Source organism: Marinimicrobium sp. (assembly GCF_002695945.1).
GTDB lineage: Bacteria > Pseudomonadota > Gammaproteobacteria > Pseudomonadales > Cellvibrionaceae > Marinimicrobium > Marinimicrobium koreense.
The window spans coordinates 1-16,259 of record NZ_NZQP01000061.1; the positions used below are offsets into that span (position 1 = coordinate 1).

General features: G+C 59.8%; 16 protein-coding genes. 6 read left to right on the forward strand and 10 right to left on the reverse strand.

The features are described from left to right. Positions 1-177: 177 nt before the first annotated feature. Positions 178-2,067: a DNA topoisomerase IV subunit B gene (parE, locus tag CMG77_RS13990; protein ID WP_024461272.1), complete on the forward strand. Its 1,890-nt coding sequence runs from the start codon at positions 178-180 to the stop codon at positions 2,065-2,067. 109 nt (positions 2,068-2,176) lie between these two features. On the opposite strand, the gene lpxL is transcribed toward parE, so the two are convergent. After that, entirely contained in the window at positions 2,177-3,097 is a 921-nt protein-coding gene (gene lpxL / locus CMG77_RS13995) for an LpxL/LpxP family Kdo(2)-lipid IV(A) lauroyl/palmitoleoyl acyltransferase (protein ID WP_286804393.1), read from the reverse strand. Between the two features lie 127 nt (positions 3,098-3,224). On the opposite strand from lpxL, the gene CMG77_RS14000 reads away from it, so the two are divergent. The 4 genes from CMG77_RS14000 to CMG77_RS14015 are packed head-to-tail and all read left to right on the forward strand — an operon-like array spanning position 3,225 to position 7,774. Continuing rightward, the gene (locus CMG77_RS14000) at positions 3,225-3,839 is read left to right on the forward strand and encodes a biliverdin-producing heme oxygenase (protein ID WP_286804392.1); all 615 of its coding nucleotides are present in this window, start codon (positions 3,225-3,227) and stop codon (positions 3,837-3,839) included. Then, positions 3,829-5,928 (forward strand): diguanylate cyclase, encoded by a 2,100-nt coding sequence (locus CMG77_RS14005; protein WP_286804391.1) that lies wholly within the window; start codon positions 3,829-3,831, stop codon positions 5,926-5,928. Before CMG77_RS14000 ends, CMG77_RS14005 begins: the two co-directional genes overlap by 11 nt. A 48-nt stretch (positions 5,929-5,976) precedes the next feature. Further along, a complete protein-coding gene (locus CMG77_RS14010; RefSeq protein WP_286804390.1) occupies positions 5,977-6,816 on the forward strand; it encodes a glycosyltransferase in 840 nt (279 codons plus the stop codon). Positions 6,817-6,850: 34 nt separating this feature from the next. Then, complete coding sequence (locus CMG77_RS14015) at positions 6,851-7,774, forward strand: glycosyltransferase family protein (RefSeq protein ID WP_286804389.1); 924 nt, start codon at positions 6,851-6,853, stop codon at positions 7,772-7,774. An 11-nt stretch (positions 7,775-7,785) separates the two neighbouring features. Here the strand turns inward: CMG77_RS14015 and CMG77_RS14020 are convergent, their stop codons facing one another. The 9 genes from CMG77_RS14020 to CMG77_RS16030 all read right to left on the reverse strand — a co-directional run bounded on the left by CMG77_RS14020 (position 7,786) and on the right by CMG77_RS16030 (position 15,220). Then, entirely contained in the window at positions 7,786-8,703 is a 918-nt protein-coding gene (locus tag CMG77_RS14020) for a glycosyltransferase (RefSeq protein ID WP_286804388.1), read from the reverse strand. A 25-nt stretch (positions 8,704-8,728) separates the two neighbouring features. Then, positions 8,729-9,844, reverse strand: a complete 1,116-nt coding sequence (locus CMG77_RS14025) for an O-antigen ligase family protein (protein ID WP_286904887.1) — start codon at positions 9,842-9,844, stop codon at positions 8,729-8,731. A gap of 158 nt (positions 9,845-10,002) precedes the next feature. Then, positions 10,003-10,962, reverse strand: a complete 960-nt coding sequence (locus tag CMG77_RS14030; RefSeq protein ID WP_286904889.1) for a DUF6492 family protein — start codon at positions 10,960-10,962, stop codon at positions 10,003-10,005. After that, the gene (locus CMG77_RS14035; RefSeq protein ID WP_286804385.1) at positions 10,959-11,843 is read right to left on the reverse strand and encodes a glycosyltransferase family A protein; all 885 of its coding nucleotides are present in this window, start codon (positions 11,841-11,843) and stop codon (positions 10,959-10,961) included. The genes CMG77_RS14030 and CMG77_RS14035 overlap by 4 nt, the downstream gene beginning before the upstream one ends. A gap of 93 nt (positions 11,844-11,936) precedes the next feature. Continuing rightward, a complete protein-coding gene (locus CMG77_RS14040; RefSeq protein ID WP_286904891.1) occupies positions 11,937-12,656 on the reverse strand; it encodes a 3-deoxy-D-manno-octulosonic acid kinase in 720 nt (239 codons plus the stop codon). Between the two features lie 32 nt (positions 12,657-12,688). After that, complete coding sequence (locus CMG77_RS14045) at positions 12,689-13,105, reverse strand: DUF488 domain-containing protein (RefSeq protein ID WP_286904893.1); 417 nt, start codon at positions 13,103-13,105, stop codon at positions 12,689-12,691. A 38-nt stretch (positions 13,106-13,143) separates the two neighbouring features. Beyond that, positions 13,144-13,581, reverse strand: a complete 438-nt coding sequence (locus CMG77_RS14050) for an RrF2 family transcriptional regulator (protein ID WP_286904895.1) — start codon at positions 13,579-13,581, stop codon at positions 13,144-13,146. Positions 13,582-13,592: 11 nt separating this feature from the next. Further along, complete coding sequence (locus tag CMG77_RS14055) at positions 13,593-14,825, reverse strand: NnrS family protein (protein WP_502691934.1); 1,233 nt, start codon at positions 14,823-14,825, stop codon at positions 13,593-13,595. Next, positions 14,804-15,220, reverse strand: coding sequence for a YbaN family protein (locus CMG77_RS16030; RefSeq protein WP_353743503.1), 417 nt, complete (start codon positions 15,218-15,220; stop codon positions 14,804-14,806). Before CMG77_RS16030 ends, CMG77_RS14055 begins: the two co-directional genes overlap by 22 nt. A 244-nt stretch (positions 15,221-15,464) precedes the next feature. Between CMG77_RS16030 and ytfE the strand changes: the two genes are divergently transcribed. Then, positions 15,465-16,148, forward strand: a complete 684-nt coding sequence (ytfE, locus tag CMG77_RS14060) for an iron-sulfur cluster repair protein YtfE (RefSeq protein WP_286904899.1) — start codon at positions 15,465-15,467, stop codon at positions 16,146-16,148. Positions 16,149-16,259 lie beyond the last annotated feature (111 nt).

A 16,259-nucleotide genomic window follows, 5' to 3' on the forward strand; every position in this document is an offset into this window, starting at 1 on the left:
ATGCGCTGCGCTTATCCGCCCTACGCAACCTCCGCCCTACGCAACCTCCGCACTACCCGTAGGGCGGATAAGCGCAGCGCATCCGCCGTTACCGCACGCGACGTTTTCAAAACCGCGACCCAAGGCGGTACAACCCGAATCCAACAACAAGACCGATTACAGAGTTAATAATCCGATATGGCGAACTACTCCTCGGAAGATATTGAAGTACTCACCGGGCTAGACCCCGTCAAAAAGCGCCCGGGCATGTACACCGACACCACCCGGCCCAACCACCTGGCCCAGGAAGTGATCGACAATAGCGTCGACGAAGCCCTCGCCGGCCACGCGAAAAGCATTCAGGTGGTGTTGCATAAAGATCATTCGATTTCCATCTCGGACGACGGTCGGGGCATGCCGGTGGATATGCACCCCGAGCAGGGTAAACCCGGGGTGGAAGTGATTTTGAGCACCCTTCACGCCGGGGGCAAATTCTCCAACAAGAACTACCAGTTCTCCGGCGGCCTGCACGGGGTGGGGGTGTCGGTGGTGAACGCGCTTTCCCAGATGCTGGAAATCACCATCAAGCGCGATGGTCAGGTGCATCGCATGGGCTTCAAGGATGGCGACAAAGCCACCGATCTGGAAGTGATCGATACCTGCGGCAAACGCAACACCGGCACCAGTATCCGCTTTCTGCCCAACCCGAAATACTTCGACTCGCACAAATTTTCGGTCAGCCGCCTGCGCCACAACCTGCGCGCCAAGGCCGTGCTCTGCCCGGGGCTGACGGTCACCTTCAAAGACGAGCAGTCCGGCGAAACCGATGAGTGGTTTTACGAGGACGGTCTGCGGGACTACCTGCAGGGCGCAACCCAGGGCTGGGAAACCCTGCCCGAACAGCCCTTTGTCGGCGAGTTCTCCGGTAAAACCGAGGGCGTCAGCTGGGCGGTCCAGTGGCTGCCGGAAGGGGGCGAACTGGTTCAGGAAAGTTACGTGAACCTGATTCCCACCGCCCAGGGCGGCACCCATGTGAACGGTCTGCGCACCGGTCTACTCGATGCGTTGCGCGATTACTGCGAGTTTCGCAACCTGCTGCCCCGCGGCGTGAAGCTGGCCCCGGAGGATGTCTGGGCCAACTGCAGCTACGTGCTCTCCTCCAAATTGGCCGACCCGCAGTTCTCCGGTCAGACCAAAGAGCGATTGTCGTCCCGCGAGGCGGCGGCGTTTGTCTCCGGCATTGCCAAAGACGCCTTCGCCCTGTGGCTCAATCAGCACACTGAAGATGGTGACAAACTGGCCGAGCTGTGCGTCAACAATGCCCAGCGCCGAGTGCGTTCAAGCAAGAAAGTCGCCCGCAAAAAAGTGACCCAGGGGCCAGCCCTGCCGGGTAAACTGGCGGACTGCTCCAGCTCGGATCCCTCACGCAGCGAGCTGTTTCTGGTGGAGGGTGATTCCGCCGGCGGCTCGGCAAAGCAGGCCCGGGATCGGGAATTTCAGGCGATCATGCCGCTGCGCGGGAAAATTCTGAACACCTGGGAAGTCGATGCCGGGGATATTTTCTCCAACCAGGAAGTACACGATATTTCCGTGGCTCTGGGGGTCGACCCCGGCGCGGCGGATCTGAGCCAGCTGCGCTACCACAAAATATGCATTCTCGCCGACGCCGACTCCGACGGCCTGCATATTGCGACGCTGCTGTGTGCGCTGTTTGTCCAGCACTTCCGCCCGCTGGTGGAAAACGGCCATGTGTTTGTCGCCATGCCGCCGCTGTACCGTATCGATGTGGGCAAGGAGGTGTACTACGCGCTGGATGAGAGTGAAAAGAACGGCGTCCTCGACCGCATTGAGGCGGAAAAGAAAAAGGGTAAGGTGAACGTGCAGCGCTTCAAGGGCCTCGGTGAAATGAACCCCCTGCAATTACGCGAAACCACGATGGCCCGCGATACCCGGCGGCTGGTTCAGTTGGGTATCGACGATATCGAAGGCACGATGCAGATCATGGACATGCTGCTCGGCAAAAAACGCGCCTCGGATCGCCGCGTCTGGCTGGAAAGCAAAGGCAACCTGGCCGATATCGCGGTTTGAGGTGGCCAGGGTGTCGGATTACGCTTCGCTAATCCGACCTACCCACCCCAACCATTCGTAGGTCGGATTAGCGAAGCGTAATCCGACATAGTGCCTAGTAACATAGTGCCTAGTAAAGAGACGGTTCCCCTTCCGGGCGGGTTTTGAAACGCCGGTGTACCCACATGTATTGCTCCGGGCAGGCACGTACTCTCTCTTCGATAAACTCATTGATCCGCCGGGCATCCGCCGTCTCATCGCCTGAGGGTAACTCCGTCAGCGGCGGGTACACCTTCACGTCATACCCCGAACCGTCCGCCCGGCGGTGATGGGTGAAAGGAATCAGTTGCGCCCGGCCCATGCGTAGCAACTGCGAGGTGGCGGTAATTGTTGCCGCCGGTACACCAAAAAATGGTACAAACACGTGCGGGCGACGGTCGCCGTAATCCTGATCGGGGGCGTACCATACCGCCCGGCCCTGGCGCAGTCGGCGTACCATATGCCGCATATCTTCCCGCGCAATGGCAATTCCGCCTTGGCTGAAGCGCTCCCGACCGTGGCGCTGGATCAGATCGTACACCGGGTTATTGTGGGGCCGGTACAGACCGTCAATGGAATGGTTCAAACACACCAGTTTGGCTCCCAGGTCCAGGTGGGTGAAGTGCATCGCCATAAACACTACCCCCTGGCCCGAGGCCTGGGCAGCTTGCAAGTGTTCCAGCCCTTCCACGCTGTGGCATAAAGACATCAAACGTCGACGTGGCCAGAACCAGGCGATACCGGTTTCGAGCAGTGCTATCGCTGTGGACTCAATGTTGCGTCGGGCCAAGTTGGTCCGTTCCGGCTCAGCCATGTCCGGAAAACACAGTGAAAGGTTGCGCAACGCGGTACGCCGCCGACCTTTGGCCAAGCGCCAGACGAGTTTCCCTAGCCCTCTTCCCATGGCCATCTGCACCCGGTAGGGCAACTGGGCAATCAGCCACCACAGGCCAAAGCCGACCCAGGTCAGCCAGTAGCGAGGGTGAAACAGTTGGCGGGAGACACGCGGCATTTCGATAAATCCTCAGACACACAGAAAAGGCGCTATTCTACCGTGTATGATGGCGCGGGGGGTGCCTGTGAACTATGTTAATATAGACGCCACATTTGAAGTTTTACCGGGAGTAAGAGGACGGCCCTTGTCCCATCATCAGTCATTGCGAGAGGCGCTGCGCGCGGCCACTCGTGCGGAGCATAAGGCACTCGAGGCCCAACCGCTCATGCAGCGACTGCTCTCCCCGGAACTCACCCTCATCGAATACGGTCAGATCCTGCGGGCTCAGCGGGCATACTACCGTGCCCTGGAACCGGCGCTAATGCCCCTCGAGCAGCAACTTCGAGAGCGTTTTCCCGAGGTGGGCTATCGTTACCAGTCTCGCCTGGCGTCACTGGATCAGGACTGCCGCGTGCTGCAATTGCCGGATGATCACGATATCCGCACGGGCGCGAGTTGGCGGCCTCCGCTAGACTCTACGGAGGAGGCGCTCGGCGTGCTGTATGTGCTGGAAGGTGCCAGCCAAGGGGGGCGGGTCATCGCCAGGGCATTGAACCGATCCCTGGGCCTGGAGAGCAGTAATGGCGCCGACTTTTTTCATTACCATGTTACCCAGGACGGATGGACCCGCCTTTGCCTCTGGCTGGAATCCATTCCTTTGGATGCGACATGGCATTGCGCGCTGACCGGCGCCAAGGCAACCTTTACCGGGCTGAAGGCCCATTTCGATCATTGGCAGAGGCAACTGAGTGACCGCTGAAACCCCGAAGTGTTTTGCGGACGAGCTTCAGGCAGCGCAGGAAGAGTGCGCGCGCGAGCCCATCCATATTCCCGGCGCCGTGCAGAGCTTCGGAGTGCTGCTGAGCTTTGATTCGTCAATTCGGCGGGTCTGGCAGGTTAGCGCCAATGTTCGCCAGCACCTGGGGTTGACGGTGAACGAGTGCCTCGGGGCCAGTGCCGCAGGCATTCTGGGCAGCAGCCTGCTGGGCAGGATCCGGCGCGGGCTGGCCAATTCCGATCGTCTCCCGGGGGCGATGACCGTCACCCGCAAGTTGGCTGGCATCAGCCGTAAGCTGCACGTGGTCGCCTACCGCAGCGGCGATGCGGTGATCGTGGAGCTTGAACAACTGGAAGGTTCGGCGCGCTATCGCTGGTTGTCCCTGGTCAACGACTGGATTGCCAAGCTGGTGGAAACCCGCACCGAGGATGAGGTCCTCAATCGGCTGTGCGATGCCGTCCGGTCCATTACCGGCTACAACCGCTCGCTGATTTACGCGTTTGATGACGACTGGAATGGCAAGGTGCTTGCCGAGAGCCGCGATGAGGTGCTGTCTTCCCTGATGGGGCAACACTTCCCTGCGTCCGATATCCCGCCTCAGGTTCGCGCCATGTACGGCAATAATCGCATTCGCGTCATTGCCGATGCTCAGGCTGAGGCCGCCCCGCTCGTGCCGGCGATGAATCCGGCCAACGGCAGCCCGCTGGATCTGAGCCAGGGCTATTTGCGGGCGGTATCGCCGATTCACTGCGACTATATGCAGAACATGGGGGTCCGATCGTCTCTGTCGGTTGCCATCTATTCCGATTCCCGGCTCTGGGGCTTGGTCAGCTGTCACAGCCAGACGCCCCTGTCTCTGTCGCCGTCTGCCCGGGACAGCGTTGCCACTCTGGTTGAAGTGGCCAGCCAACGCCTGTTCCTGCTCAAAGCCGAGGCCGACGCCCACTACCGGCAGCAGATCCACGACAATCGGGTTCAGCTCGCCCACGGGGTTCAGGAGCGTCACGCGCCGCGAGATCTGGTGCAGCAGCACGCCGAGCACTGGCGGCAGCTGTTCCGGGTGGAGGGGATTGCGCTGGTGTATCTTGGCGAAATCACCCGCTCCGGCAAGACCCCCGACGAGGATCAGGTGCGCGAGCTGACCAACTGGCTTGACGCTGAGCTCAAAGAGCCGGAGCCCTGGGCCACCACCTCGCTCAGCGCCTCGGGCTACCCCTGTGCTGAGGCGATACAGAGCTGGTGCTGCGGACTGCTGGCCATGCCCCTGCTGATTGACATGGATGCCCGGGGCTGGTTACTGCTGTTTCGTCCAGAGCAGTTTGAAATGATTCCCTGGGCGGGCAAACCCGAGAAGGTCGCCGAGGTGCGCGACGGACGCACGGTTCTGTCGCCGAGAACGTCCTTTGCATCCTGGGTTGAAGAGGTCAGTGGCAAAAGCTCGTCCTGGCACCCGGCCGAGATCAACGCCGCCCGGGATCTGGGCGATGACCTGGCGGTCATTGCCGCCGCCCATGAAATTACCCGGCTGAATGAATACCTGCGGCGCGAACGCAAGGCACTCGCGGAGGCGAATCAGCACCTGGAAAAAGTGGCCAACACCGACTCCCTGACCGGCACCCTGAACCGCTACCGGATTGAGCATCTGGTGCAGATGAGCATGGCCAACGCCGAACGCTATGGCCAGCAGTTCTCCCTGTTGCTGTTTGATCTCGATCATTTCAAGCAGATCAATGATACCTACGGCCACAATGTCGGTGACCGGATCCTGAAAACCCTGGTCAACTCGCTGACCGACGGGCTGCGTGAGGGCGACCAGTTGGGGCGTTGGGGCGGAGAGGAATTTCTGGTGCTCGCCGCCAATACCGTGCTAGATGATGCGGCGATTTTCGCCGAACGTCTGCGTGGGCTGGTACTCGGCACTGAATTTGGATTGGACGAGCCGGTCACCATCAGTATCGGCGTGGCCGAGTGGGGCAAGGGCGATACCATGAAAACTCTGCTGGTGCGCGCCGATCGGGCCATGTACGAGGCGAAGCACGCTGGACGCAATCGGGTCTGTCTGCAGAGGTAGAGATGGTGTTATTATAACCGGCTTTGACTCGGGCCTTGGGGGCGCGTTTTGAAGCTATCGGTCATCATTTCGACTTACAATTCGCCAGCGTGGCTGGAGAAGGTGCTCTGGGGATATTCCGTTCAGGACCATAAGGCATTTGAGTTGATCGTTGCCGACGATGGTTCTTCGCAACAGACCCGAGCCGTCGTGGATCGAATGCGTTCTGAAACAGGAATGCAGATCAAGCATGTCTGGCAGCCGGATGAAGGGTTTCGCAAGTGTCGTATTTTGAATCTTGCGACATTGCAGGTTGAGAGCGAATACGTCGTCTATACCGATGGGGACTGTATTCCTCGTCGCGATTTTCTCTCCGTGCACGCTTCAGAAGCCGAACCCGGTCGCTTTCTTTCCGGCGGCTACCACAAATTGCCTCTTGATTTGAGTCAGTTGATTGCCAGAGAGGACATTGTCAGCGGCGAATGTTTTGATTTGTCATGGTTGAAACAGCGAGGGCTGCCTGCCAGCCACAAGAACAGCAAATTGACGGCAGGCCCTTTAAGAGCCTGGCTCTATAACCGTTTGACGCCAACCCGCTGTCGCTTCAAAGGGTCGAATGGCTCCGCTTGGCTGAAGGATATTGTTGCGGTCAATGGTTTTGATGAAACCATGGCCTATGGTGGGGAGGATCGAGAGTTTGGCGCTCGTCTGATCAACCTCGGTGTCAAACCCAAACACGTGCGATACAACGCGATCGTCATTCACCTGGATCACAAGCGAAGTTATGTTGATCCTCGTATTGTTTTGGCTAATAAGGAGCACCGGAAGAAAGTGGAGAAAGAACGCATCGTGGTTACAGCTCATGGTCTGAAAGAGCATGATGGATCGGATGTGTCGATTATTGGCTGAGAATCTGTAGTCGTTTTTATCGTTGGAGTTTTGCTTGATCTTTTTCGTTTTTTCATACAATCGCGGGCCGCACCTGAAAAATTGCGTAGAGTCGATCGAGTGTTGCGCGCCCGGGCAACCCGTGATTGTTTTTGATGACGCCAGCGATGACCCGGAAACCGTCGCTGTCCTTGCGTCAATCGGCGAGCGGCACGAAGTGGTGGTGCGCGAGGACAAAGACTCTACTGACCAGCATGGCGCCCTGTACACCAACATGCAAAACGCGATTGATCGAGTATGCGATGATGATGTCATCTGCTTTTTGCAAGATGACACTCAGATGGTGAGGCGGTTGGATGACGATGATGTGGTGTTTATCAAGGAGTATTTCGACCGCTATCCAGACTCGGGCTTTCTCGCACCGGTTTTTCAGCGAAAAATAGCCCGGCCGGCTACTCTGCAGCGATTTGTTTATGATCCGGAGCGGGGTGTCTATATTCAGTCCGTGAAAAATGGGCGCCGCGTTGCAGGCGTATATTACTCTGATATTTCCATTACGACCACGCGACGACTCAAGGATAAGGGGTGGCAGTTTTTGATGGGTGAGTTTGAGAACGAGCAGCAGGCAGCCCGGTTGTTTGAAGAAATGGGATACCTATACGCCCCCTTTGTCATGTGGCTTCCTAACCCGCCGGCCTACAGGAATAAAAAGAAAAGTCTTGCTTTTTCGATAGCGGAAAAGATCAACAGAGCGGGTCTCTACCCATTTTCCATTATGACGGATGCCAGGGTCAGAGCGTTGAAATCGCGCCCCACGAAAGAACTTCCGATCGCAGAGCACTACCTGTCGACAACGGTCGACGGGGTGCCCCGCCCCTGGATATTTCATCCGCTACGTCGTTCGCGTTTGCTGCGCAGACTGGATAAGCTGGAAGCTGTGGTGCGCAGTGCGAAGAGCTGGTTTACTCCGAAAGGGTAGTCTTTACCAGCTCACAACCGCTTCAATTTGACTTCCAGATTGTTCAGTAGTTTGAGCCCCCTTAGGCCAGTCAGCGGGTTGTAGGTCCATGGCTTTCGAGGCGTTATCGGAGTGCATTCCAGTAGCGATTCAGCGACGGGAATCTCCTTCGGGGATCGGCGGAGGAACTGATCTGCCTGTTCGGCGCTCCAGATTATGAATGGGTAGTAACCACATTGTTTCTTTCGTTCGGCAATCTTCAGGGCCAGAGTCTTCTTCTTTCCACGCCACGCCGGAACCTCTGGCAGCCACATGGCAAAAGGGCTGTAAAGGTATAGCATGCGTCCGAACAGTGCTTTGGCCTGGCGATCATTGCCCGGTTCGGATTGCAGAAATCGCCACTGTTTCTTCAGTAGTTTTTGCGGAGAGGTGACCAGCAGGTCGGAATAGTGAATGCCGGCACTTTGCTGGGTCGCCCTTCGTAAGTAGGTGTTTTGGGTGGGGCCAGGGTCATCAGATACGGGGTTTCTGTTCAGGTCGATGCCGCGGATGAAGCAGGGGTGAATGAAACCGACCGAGGCATTCTCTTCCAATATCGAATGTAATTGAGCAAGTTCGTGAAGCGCAACCGGTCGAATGACCTGTGTGTCGTCCTGAAGAAAGCATACCAGGGAATAGTGTTGCGTTGCCTCCAGGGCGGACTGCATGTTGTGATAAAGTCCGCCGTGCTTGATCCTTCCTTTGATTGCAGGTTGCACGATTGTGACCGTCTCCCGTATTCGCTCCAGGTAAGACTGGGTGAGCGGGTCGGTACTCTCGTCGTCGAATATTAAAATGTCGGCGTAAGGCGCGCACTTGCGTATAGAATCCACACAGTTTTCTAAGAACTGTGCCCGGTTGAAAGAAAATATACAGAATGCGACGGAAATGTCAGATATCTGATCGGTCATAGGAATCTCGTCAGTGGGACAGAGCTTACTCGCCTGGGGCTGTGCCGCCATGGCTCAGATCAGCCGTTGGGTCAACGCGGGGCCAGCTAGGCAGTTGTCGGCTCCAGACCCAAACAAAAATCAGGGGTAACCAAGTGTATAGCCACATCGTTTTAACGGAAATGACCAAGGTGTAGGTATTGGTGATCACGAGCATGACAATGGTGCCGATAATGCCAAGCAAGTAAACTTTGGCGGCTTTCGTGGTGTTGGCTCGATAAATGGCGCTCAGCACCAAACCGAGTAGCGCCAGTAAAAAGCCTAACCCGATCAGACCCGTTTGTATAAAGGTGCCGAGGAACAGGTTGTGGGGTTGTGCGGTACCCAGCCGGGACTGAGCGTATATGAGCAGGCCCGCTTTGGTGGTTTCGAGATCAGTGGCGGCACCATGCCCGAACAGCAGTGAGGCGGGAAGGTGTTCCAGGTGGGCCGTCCATAATAGGAGTCGGTAAGAGGTGCCTCGCTCGGCCATGAACTGGACGAACTCATTGAAACCGTAGAGCGACAGTACGCCGGCCAGAGCGGCAGTTAAACTGAAAAAGGCAATCAGGAGCAGCTTCCAGTGGCGGTGAAGCACGGCGCTGACAAGCAAGGTATAGAGGATGATCACCGCCAGCGCGAGGGTCGGTCCCCGGCTCCCCGAGAGCAAGGTGCAACTGCAGGTTAGAATGAGTGCTGCGAACAGTAGCGCCAGATCCTTTCGGTTGATTGCCTGCCGTTCGTGCCATAGAAGAAAGGCGCCAATGCACAAATACATAATCAGCACGGAGACCCCTTCAATGGGCTGATACAAGGCGCCAATTCCATGCAGTCGTCCTGAAAAGTGATGGAAGCCGCCAAAAATGACCAGCGCGGACAGGCTGCCGAGCACGACGCAGGAGAGAATGAAGCGCCCGAGGAACAGGGGGGTTTCCAAAATGCGCGGCAGTGCCGCCAAGAGCACCAAGACCAGCAATGCGGTTTCAAAACTCCAACGCAGGGCCTGGATGTGCTCTGCGCCACTCGCCTGGCTGACGATCAGTGAGCTGGCGGCTACGTAGAGTAAAAAGCCCGCGCACAGACGTAGCAGGGCGTCACCGGTATCAATGCGCAGCCGCCCCATGCTGAAAAAAACCAGTACCGGTAAGCCGAGCGCCAGGTGGAACCAGGCCTTGAAAAGGTCCGGGTGCGGGGAGATGGCCGACAGGGCAACCCAGATCAAAAACAGGGTCGGCAGGCGGCGCTGATAGCCGGAAGTCGTTTGCTCGTGAGCACTGGGTGTCATTGCGTGGTGATCCATTCTAGCAACAGGTCCGTGAAGTCGCGGGCATTCCAGTCGTGCTTGCCGCTGCTCTGGGAGTGAAGGGTAATATAGTGAACGTCAGGGCGCTCGAACAGCGCCTTGACTTGCTGCACCACGGCCGTGGCATCGCGGGTGTCAAAGATATAGTGCATCACATCCGGAGCCCGCCACTGCACGGGGCGCGTCTCGTGCTGAGCGAGATACTGTTTGTATAACCCGAATTCCGACCAGCGTCTGGGCGGTTGGTTCAGCAGGTGTTGCCACCAGGGGCGGCCGCTTTGTTGCTCCAGATGTTGGAGCATGCCATTCACGGCGGCCCCGTCGAATACGAAAGGGGTGTCGAAATAGGTATTGACCGGCTGATCTTCGGTCAGTTTTCGGGGCCCGGTCAGCTTGGCGGCGTTGTCCACCCACTTGCGTACTTTCCCGCTCAACTCCCCCAGTGGCTGCCACTGGGCGAAGCACACCACCGCGTCGGCGGTCTGAAAGTCATCCAGTTGGGCCGAGGGCGTGACCACCACATCGGAGTCCAGAACGATGGTGGTGTCGTGGCCCGCTTCACTGGCCACCGCGAGTTTGCACAGCTGCTGCGTATGCCAGCCGGTATAGGCGGGCCAGCGCGGCCAGCCCAGGGGCCGGCGCAGGCTGCCGCTGATACGGGTCAGGTGGCGGCCGGTGCGGGCGCTGATGTGACGCGCCTTGATGCGTTCGCGCTCTACGTCCGCTGGCAGTACCTCGGCGGTGGTTCGCAGCACCACATTGGGCGCTTCGGCGTAGGCTTCGAAGAGGTGCCGATCTTCGGTCTGTACCACGACGTGGTGTTTCAGCCCCGCCAGGGGGGAGCGCGCCAGAGAGGCCCGGAGCAGACGGAAGTGCTCCAGATCTCCGGCCCAGGTCGGGGTCAACAGAATGGGGTTGGACGGGATGGCGGCCGTCATCCGTTGCCGTCCCTCAGGCGCGACTGAAGGCGACGCAGCGCGGTGCGTACCCCGGTGTTGGCCTTGCTGCCCGTGTAGCGCCCTTTGCTGATGTGCCGAATACGGTACACGCTCGGAATGGGCAGCGGCTCGCCCTGACTCTGTACCAGCCAGCGAAAAGCGCGGTCTTCGTGGCACTTGGCGAACTGCTCACTGGGCTGCTGATACAGGGCAATGTGGCGACAGTAACCGACCGCCCGGCAGACATCCCCGTGGGCGATCTGCAGCGGTCCAGTCGCCTTGGAGGGGCGCTTGACCGTAAATGAGCCGGTGTCGATGTCCAATACCGCTGGCTCATGGGCCGCGGTGAGCATGGGATTGTCTTCGGCCAGCAGATCCGTGGTGCGCTCCTCTTCGGGGAAGATCAGCGCGTCTTGGCGCCCCTGAAGCAATTCGGCCAGGGTATCCAGGCAGTCGTCGCGGAACATCAGATCGCAGTCGGTGAACCACACCCAGTCGGCCCGGGTTTCCAGTGCCGCCCGGTTTCGGCCTATGCCCCGGCGGAACAGCTCCTGCCGTGGCAGTGCCCGCCAGTTCCAGGTGACACCGGGTACCGACTGGGTGGAAAAGAACTCCAGCAGTTGCGCGGTCCGGGTGTCCTCGGGGGCGTAGAACACGGTCATGGTGACGTTCAGTCTGGTGGGCGGGAACAGCACCAGAGAGCTCAATTGATAGGCCAGGAAATGCGAGTAATTCCAGCAGTGGCTGACGATCTCCAGATCCAGCGGCCCGGTCTTCGCCGTCCGCGCGGCCACCGGTGGCAGGTCCGGCTCGAACCAGCGGGCCGGGACCCAGCCTTTGGCGGCCAGACGATAAAAAGCGAGGCGGAGTGCGTCAAACATAAGGTGCGCCATTCGGATCAAAAAACCGCGGCATTCTATCACGGCACAGGCGGCGCTGCCCGCCAGAATCATGGTGTAGATGACCGCTGACCGTCAGGCATAGCCCTGCTTCAGCGCTTTGAGAAAGGGTTCCGGCGTGTTGTCGGTGCCGGCACTCCAATGCTTGTGGACGCCACGCTCGAGGCGGGCCAGGTTGGCGGCCTTCCAGGGCGCGTCAGCGGTATGGCTGGCGTGTTGAACGCCGCGGTCGAAATCGATCAGAAAGACCTCGCCCGAGCTCGGGCGGACCAGAATATTGGTGGCATTGAGGTCGGCGTGGTAAACCCCGGCGTCATGAAAGCGCCGAATGCAGCGTCCCGCCGCCTCCCAGAGAGGAGGGTGCCCGGTTTGGTCGAGGCTCAGCAGCGATTGGGTATCCTCCAGCCGCTCGATGATCAAGGCCGCCCGGTAGGTGAGTCCTTTACGTTCGTACCAGGCGGCGATGGGGGTGGGAACGGGCAGCCCCTGGGCGCTGAGTGACTGGAGCAGGGAAAACTCCCTGAGGGCTCGGACCCGGGACGAGCCGAGGTAGACGTAGCGGTCATCCAGCAGTTTGCCGGGAAGACCGCCGCGGCGATAATGCCGCAGGACCCACCGGCCCAGGTCACCGTCGAGAAACCAGGCGGCGCCCCGGCCACCGCTGCCGACCGGCTCGGCCGAAGCGCCCCAGGCGGCGGNATCAAACCACCGGAACTGAAAGGCGTCGGCCAGGGCGGGCTGGACCAGAGCGTGNTGTGAACCGTCGTGGTAGGCGCGGCCGGGGGCGTCGNTCATCAAATCATTCAGCCTTTGTGGGTNAGTGCTTGCTAGNGTTCATAGCAAGTGGGTGAGCTGGGCTCGCGGCCATCGGCCTGTTCGTCTTCCCGCGCCANCTGGTCCAGCAGGGCCTTGCGCAGNATGGGCAGGTGAGACTGCTCNGGNTTGCGGGTGGCGGTCAACAGGCTCAGGCGGCCNCGACGGGCGTGGCGCATCAGTGGCGTGAGTGCGTCCGGGTCATCGTCCAGCTCGCTCTGGTAGTCTTTGGCAAAGCGCTGCTGGTCGATATCGCCCTGATGCCAGGCGCGCCGCAGGGCGGGAGAGGGGGAGGCGTTGCGGTACCACTCGGTCAGTTGCAGGTCGTCCCGGCGNTTNCCTCGCGGCCAGAGGCGATCCACCAGTACNCGGGCACCATCGGTGCGCTCGACGGGTTCGTAAACGCGTTTGAANACGATGTCGTAGCTCATGGAGCGCAGTTTAGCACTTCCCACCGGACCCTTGGGGGTCACGCGATCTGTAACACCTGCTTCATGGTCGGCNTCTGGGCCGGATCGACCAGATCGGCCAGGGTNTAGCCATCGAGTACGCTGAAAAAGGCATTCAGGGATTCGGCGAAGATGCCCTTCAGGCGACAGGCCGGGGTCAGTACGCAGTGGTTTCCGGCGCTGAAGCACTCCACCAGCGACAGNTCCTGNTCGGTACTGCGGACCAGCTCNCCCAGATTGATGTCNTTGGGATCGCCCCGCAGGCGNAGGCCGCCGTTTTTACCGCGAATGGCGTGCAGGTAGCCNTTGCTGTTCAGCTCCTGCACCACCTTCATCAGGTGNTTCTTGGAAATGTCGTAACTCTCGGCAATTTCCCGGATGGTCGACAGNTCGTCGCCCTTGAGCGCAACGTACATCAGTACGCGCAGGGAGTAATCGGTATAGCGGGTAATATGCATGGTTGACCTCGTTAGCCGGGGCGGCCGTCGGCCCGGGGCTGCCACAGTATCGGCGCATAAAGTACCACAAACAAGGCAAACGCCAGAATCCAGGCCAGNGCGGANAGGGTGACCCCGATCCGGTAGTCCAGCCACTGGTTGGCGGCCAGCAGCCGAAACACCGTGGCGGCAATGATCGCGGCGTACATCAGCCGGCCGAAGGGNCGCAGGGTGAGAGGCCGCCCGGTGTGGCCCATGGCCACCCGGCTCATTACCCCGAGAATCAGTGTGGCAACGCCGCCCACGGCGAGGGCGTGTTGCCACAGGGAGTCCGACAGCGCGGGCAGGAAGGCGCCCAGGCCGCGCAGCGCCAGAGCAACCACAATCCAGCCATAGGCCAGGTGCAGAATCCACAGCAGGGGTTCGCGTCGGGTCTGCCAGCCGGACCACTGGTAAAGACGTACGCCGTTGACNNTGGCGGCCAGCAGGGCCACGGCGCCTTCNACCCAGAGCGGCAATGGCAAAAGGGCTACCAGAGTGAGTGCCAACACACTNGCCAGCGCCCACTGAGTNACANGCGCCGACTGCGTGACCCGCTCCGGGCGTCCGCCATGCATCTTCAGCCAATTGGCGGTGAAGGCCGGGGTGATGCGNCCGGCGATNACCACAATCATCAGAGTAATCACATCCAGGCCCAGNCCNTGGCCCAGTTTGAGTAGGCCCACACCACCGTTCATAAAGCCCAGGTGCATCAGCAGGTTGCCCGNCGTCAGCGCCGCCAACACGGCNACCAGAATCAGGTTGCGCTTGTTGCCGTAGCGCAGCAGGACTCGCCCGGCATAGAGCGCCACCACGGGCAAAAAGGCGAGATCGACCACCGCGACCAGCCAGCCCGGCAACCAGCCCGCNAACCAGAACACCGCCCGCCCGGNGAGCCAGAGTANCACCAGNGCTANCAGNCCNGCGCCGCGCAGGGGTGGGGCACCGGTCCAGTTGCACATGGCGGTGAGCAGAAACCCGGCAATGGGGGCGCTGACGAACCCGTAGATCATCTCGTGGCTGTGCCANTGCAGCGGGGACCAGCCCAGAGGCAGGGGCCAGCCGCCAAAGAGAAAACCAATCCACGCCAGGATGATGGCGATGGCGTACACCCCCGCCAAAATGAAAAATGGCCGGAANGCATAAGAAAAGAGGGCCGATGGTTGCGACATGNTCAGATTTCCTCGTTCGCTGAGCCGACGGATCAGGCGTCGGGCCGGCTCCATANAAAGGTGGCAATGGCGCAGAACAGTACTGTCAACGCCAGTAGCACGGTCGGTGCTGCGCCGGAAATGATTAGCCAGACCAGGCTGGCGGTCAGCATCGTGCAGGCCAACCACTTTCCNNNGCGGGGAATGGCTCTCCGGGTGCGCCAGGCCTCCAGCGCCGGCCCGAAGTGCGGGTGNTGGCAAAGCCAGCGGTGCAGCCNGGGTGAGCCNTTGGGGGCGGCCCAGGCCGCCAGAATCAGAAACGGNGTGGTGGGTAGCANGGGTAATAGNGCGCCCAGCGCGCCCANTGCAANGCCGCTCCAGGTCACCAACAGCCAGGGTAGTCGCTGCGGGTGTCGCCAAATCGAGGTGGGACTCATNGAAACCCTCGGATACTCACGCCAACAAAACATGNATTAACAATATATCTTTTTGCGGAGGTATTCAATCAACCCTCCCACCCCTGAGTAGGAGNGAATGATNCGCGCTNTGCCATNCAGGGGAGGCCGACTATCCCTGAAGGNGTAGATGGCGCCCANAAAGATGAATNTATTTTACATCTTTANCTNNGGNCGTTATTCTTTGNNAAAGAAGNANTTTNAATGAACCTTTTAACCGGTTCATTCCTGTCTGGTCATCGCACAAGGGGAGCTGCCTATGAATTGGCTGACACAATCGGTGGGAGATATTGCCCGGGAANTACCCGGGGCCACCGGGGTATTTCACGGTTANGGTCTGGATTTCTGCTGCGGGGGTAAGCAAGCACTCGCGCGGGCCGTCGAGCGCAAGGGCNTTGATGCCGAGGCACTGACCGCGGAGCTCGANCGGCTGCACGCCCAGGCCGATGGTGCCCGGGGCGACTGGGCGGACGCNGACAATGCCGAGCTGATCGAGCACATTCTGACCCGCTATCACGACGTTCANCGGGAGCAGCTGCCCGAGCTGATCCGGTTAAGNCAGCGCGTTGAGCTGGTACANGGCGGACACCCGGAGTGTCCGTCCGGNNTGGCGAGNCANCTNGAGGGGTTGCNGGCCGAGCTGGAAAACCACATGGCCAAGGAGGAGCAGATCNTGTTCCCCATGATCAGCCGGGGCATGCTCGGGATGGCCGGCGGACCGGTCGGCATGATGCGCCATGAGCACGACGAGCACGCCCAGGGGCTGGCGCGCATTCACGAGCTGACCCGGGGCATCAATCTGCCGGTGGGCGCCTGCAATACCTGGCGCGCCCTGTACCTGGGGCTGGCCACCTTCGAGGTGGACTTGATGGACCACATCCATCTGGAAAACAACATTCTTTTTGATCGCATTGACGGACAGGGGGCCGCGGCACATGGGTAAGTACAAAAAATTATGGTGGACGCTGATTGGCACATTGGCGGTTACCTTCGGTTTGTTGGGGTACTTTGGGGTCGAGGTGTACCGCAAGGCGCCGCCGATTCCGGACCAGGT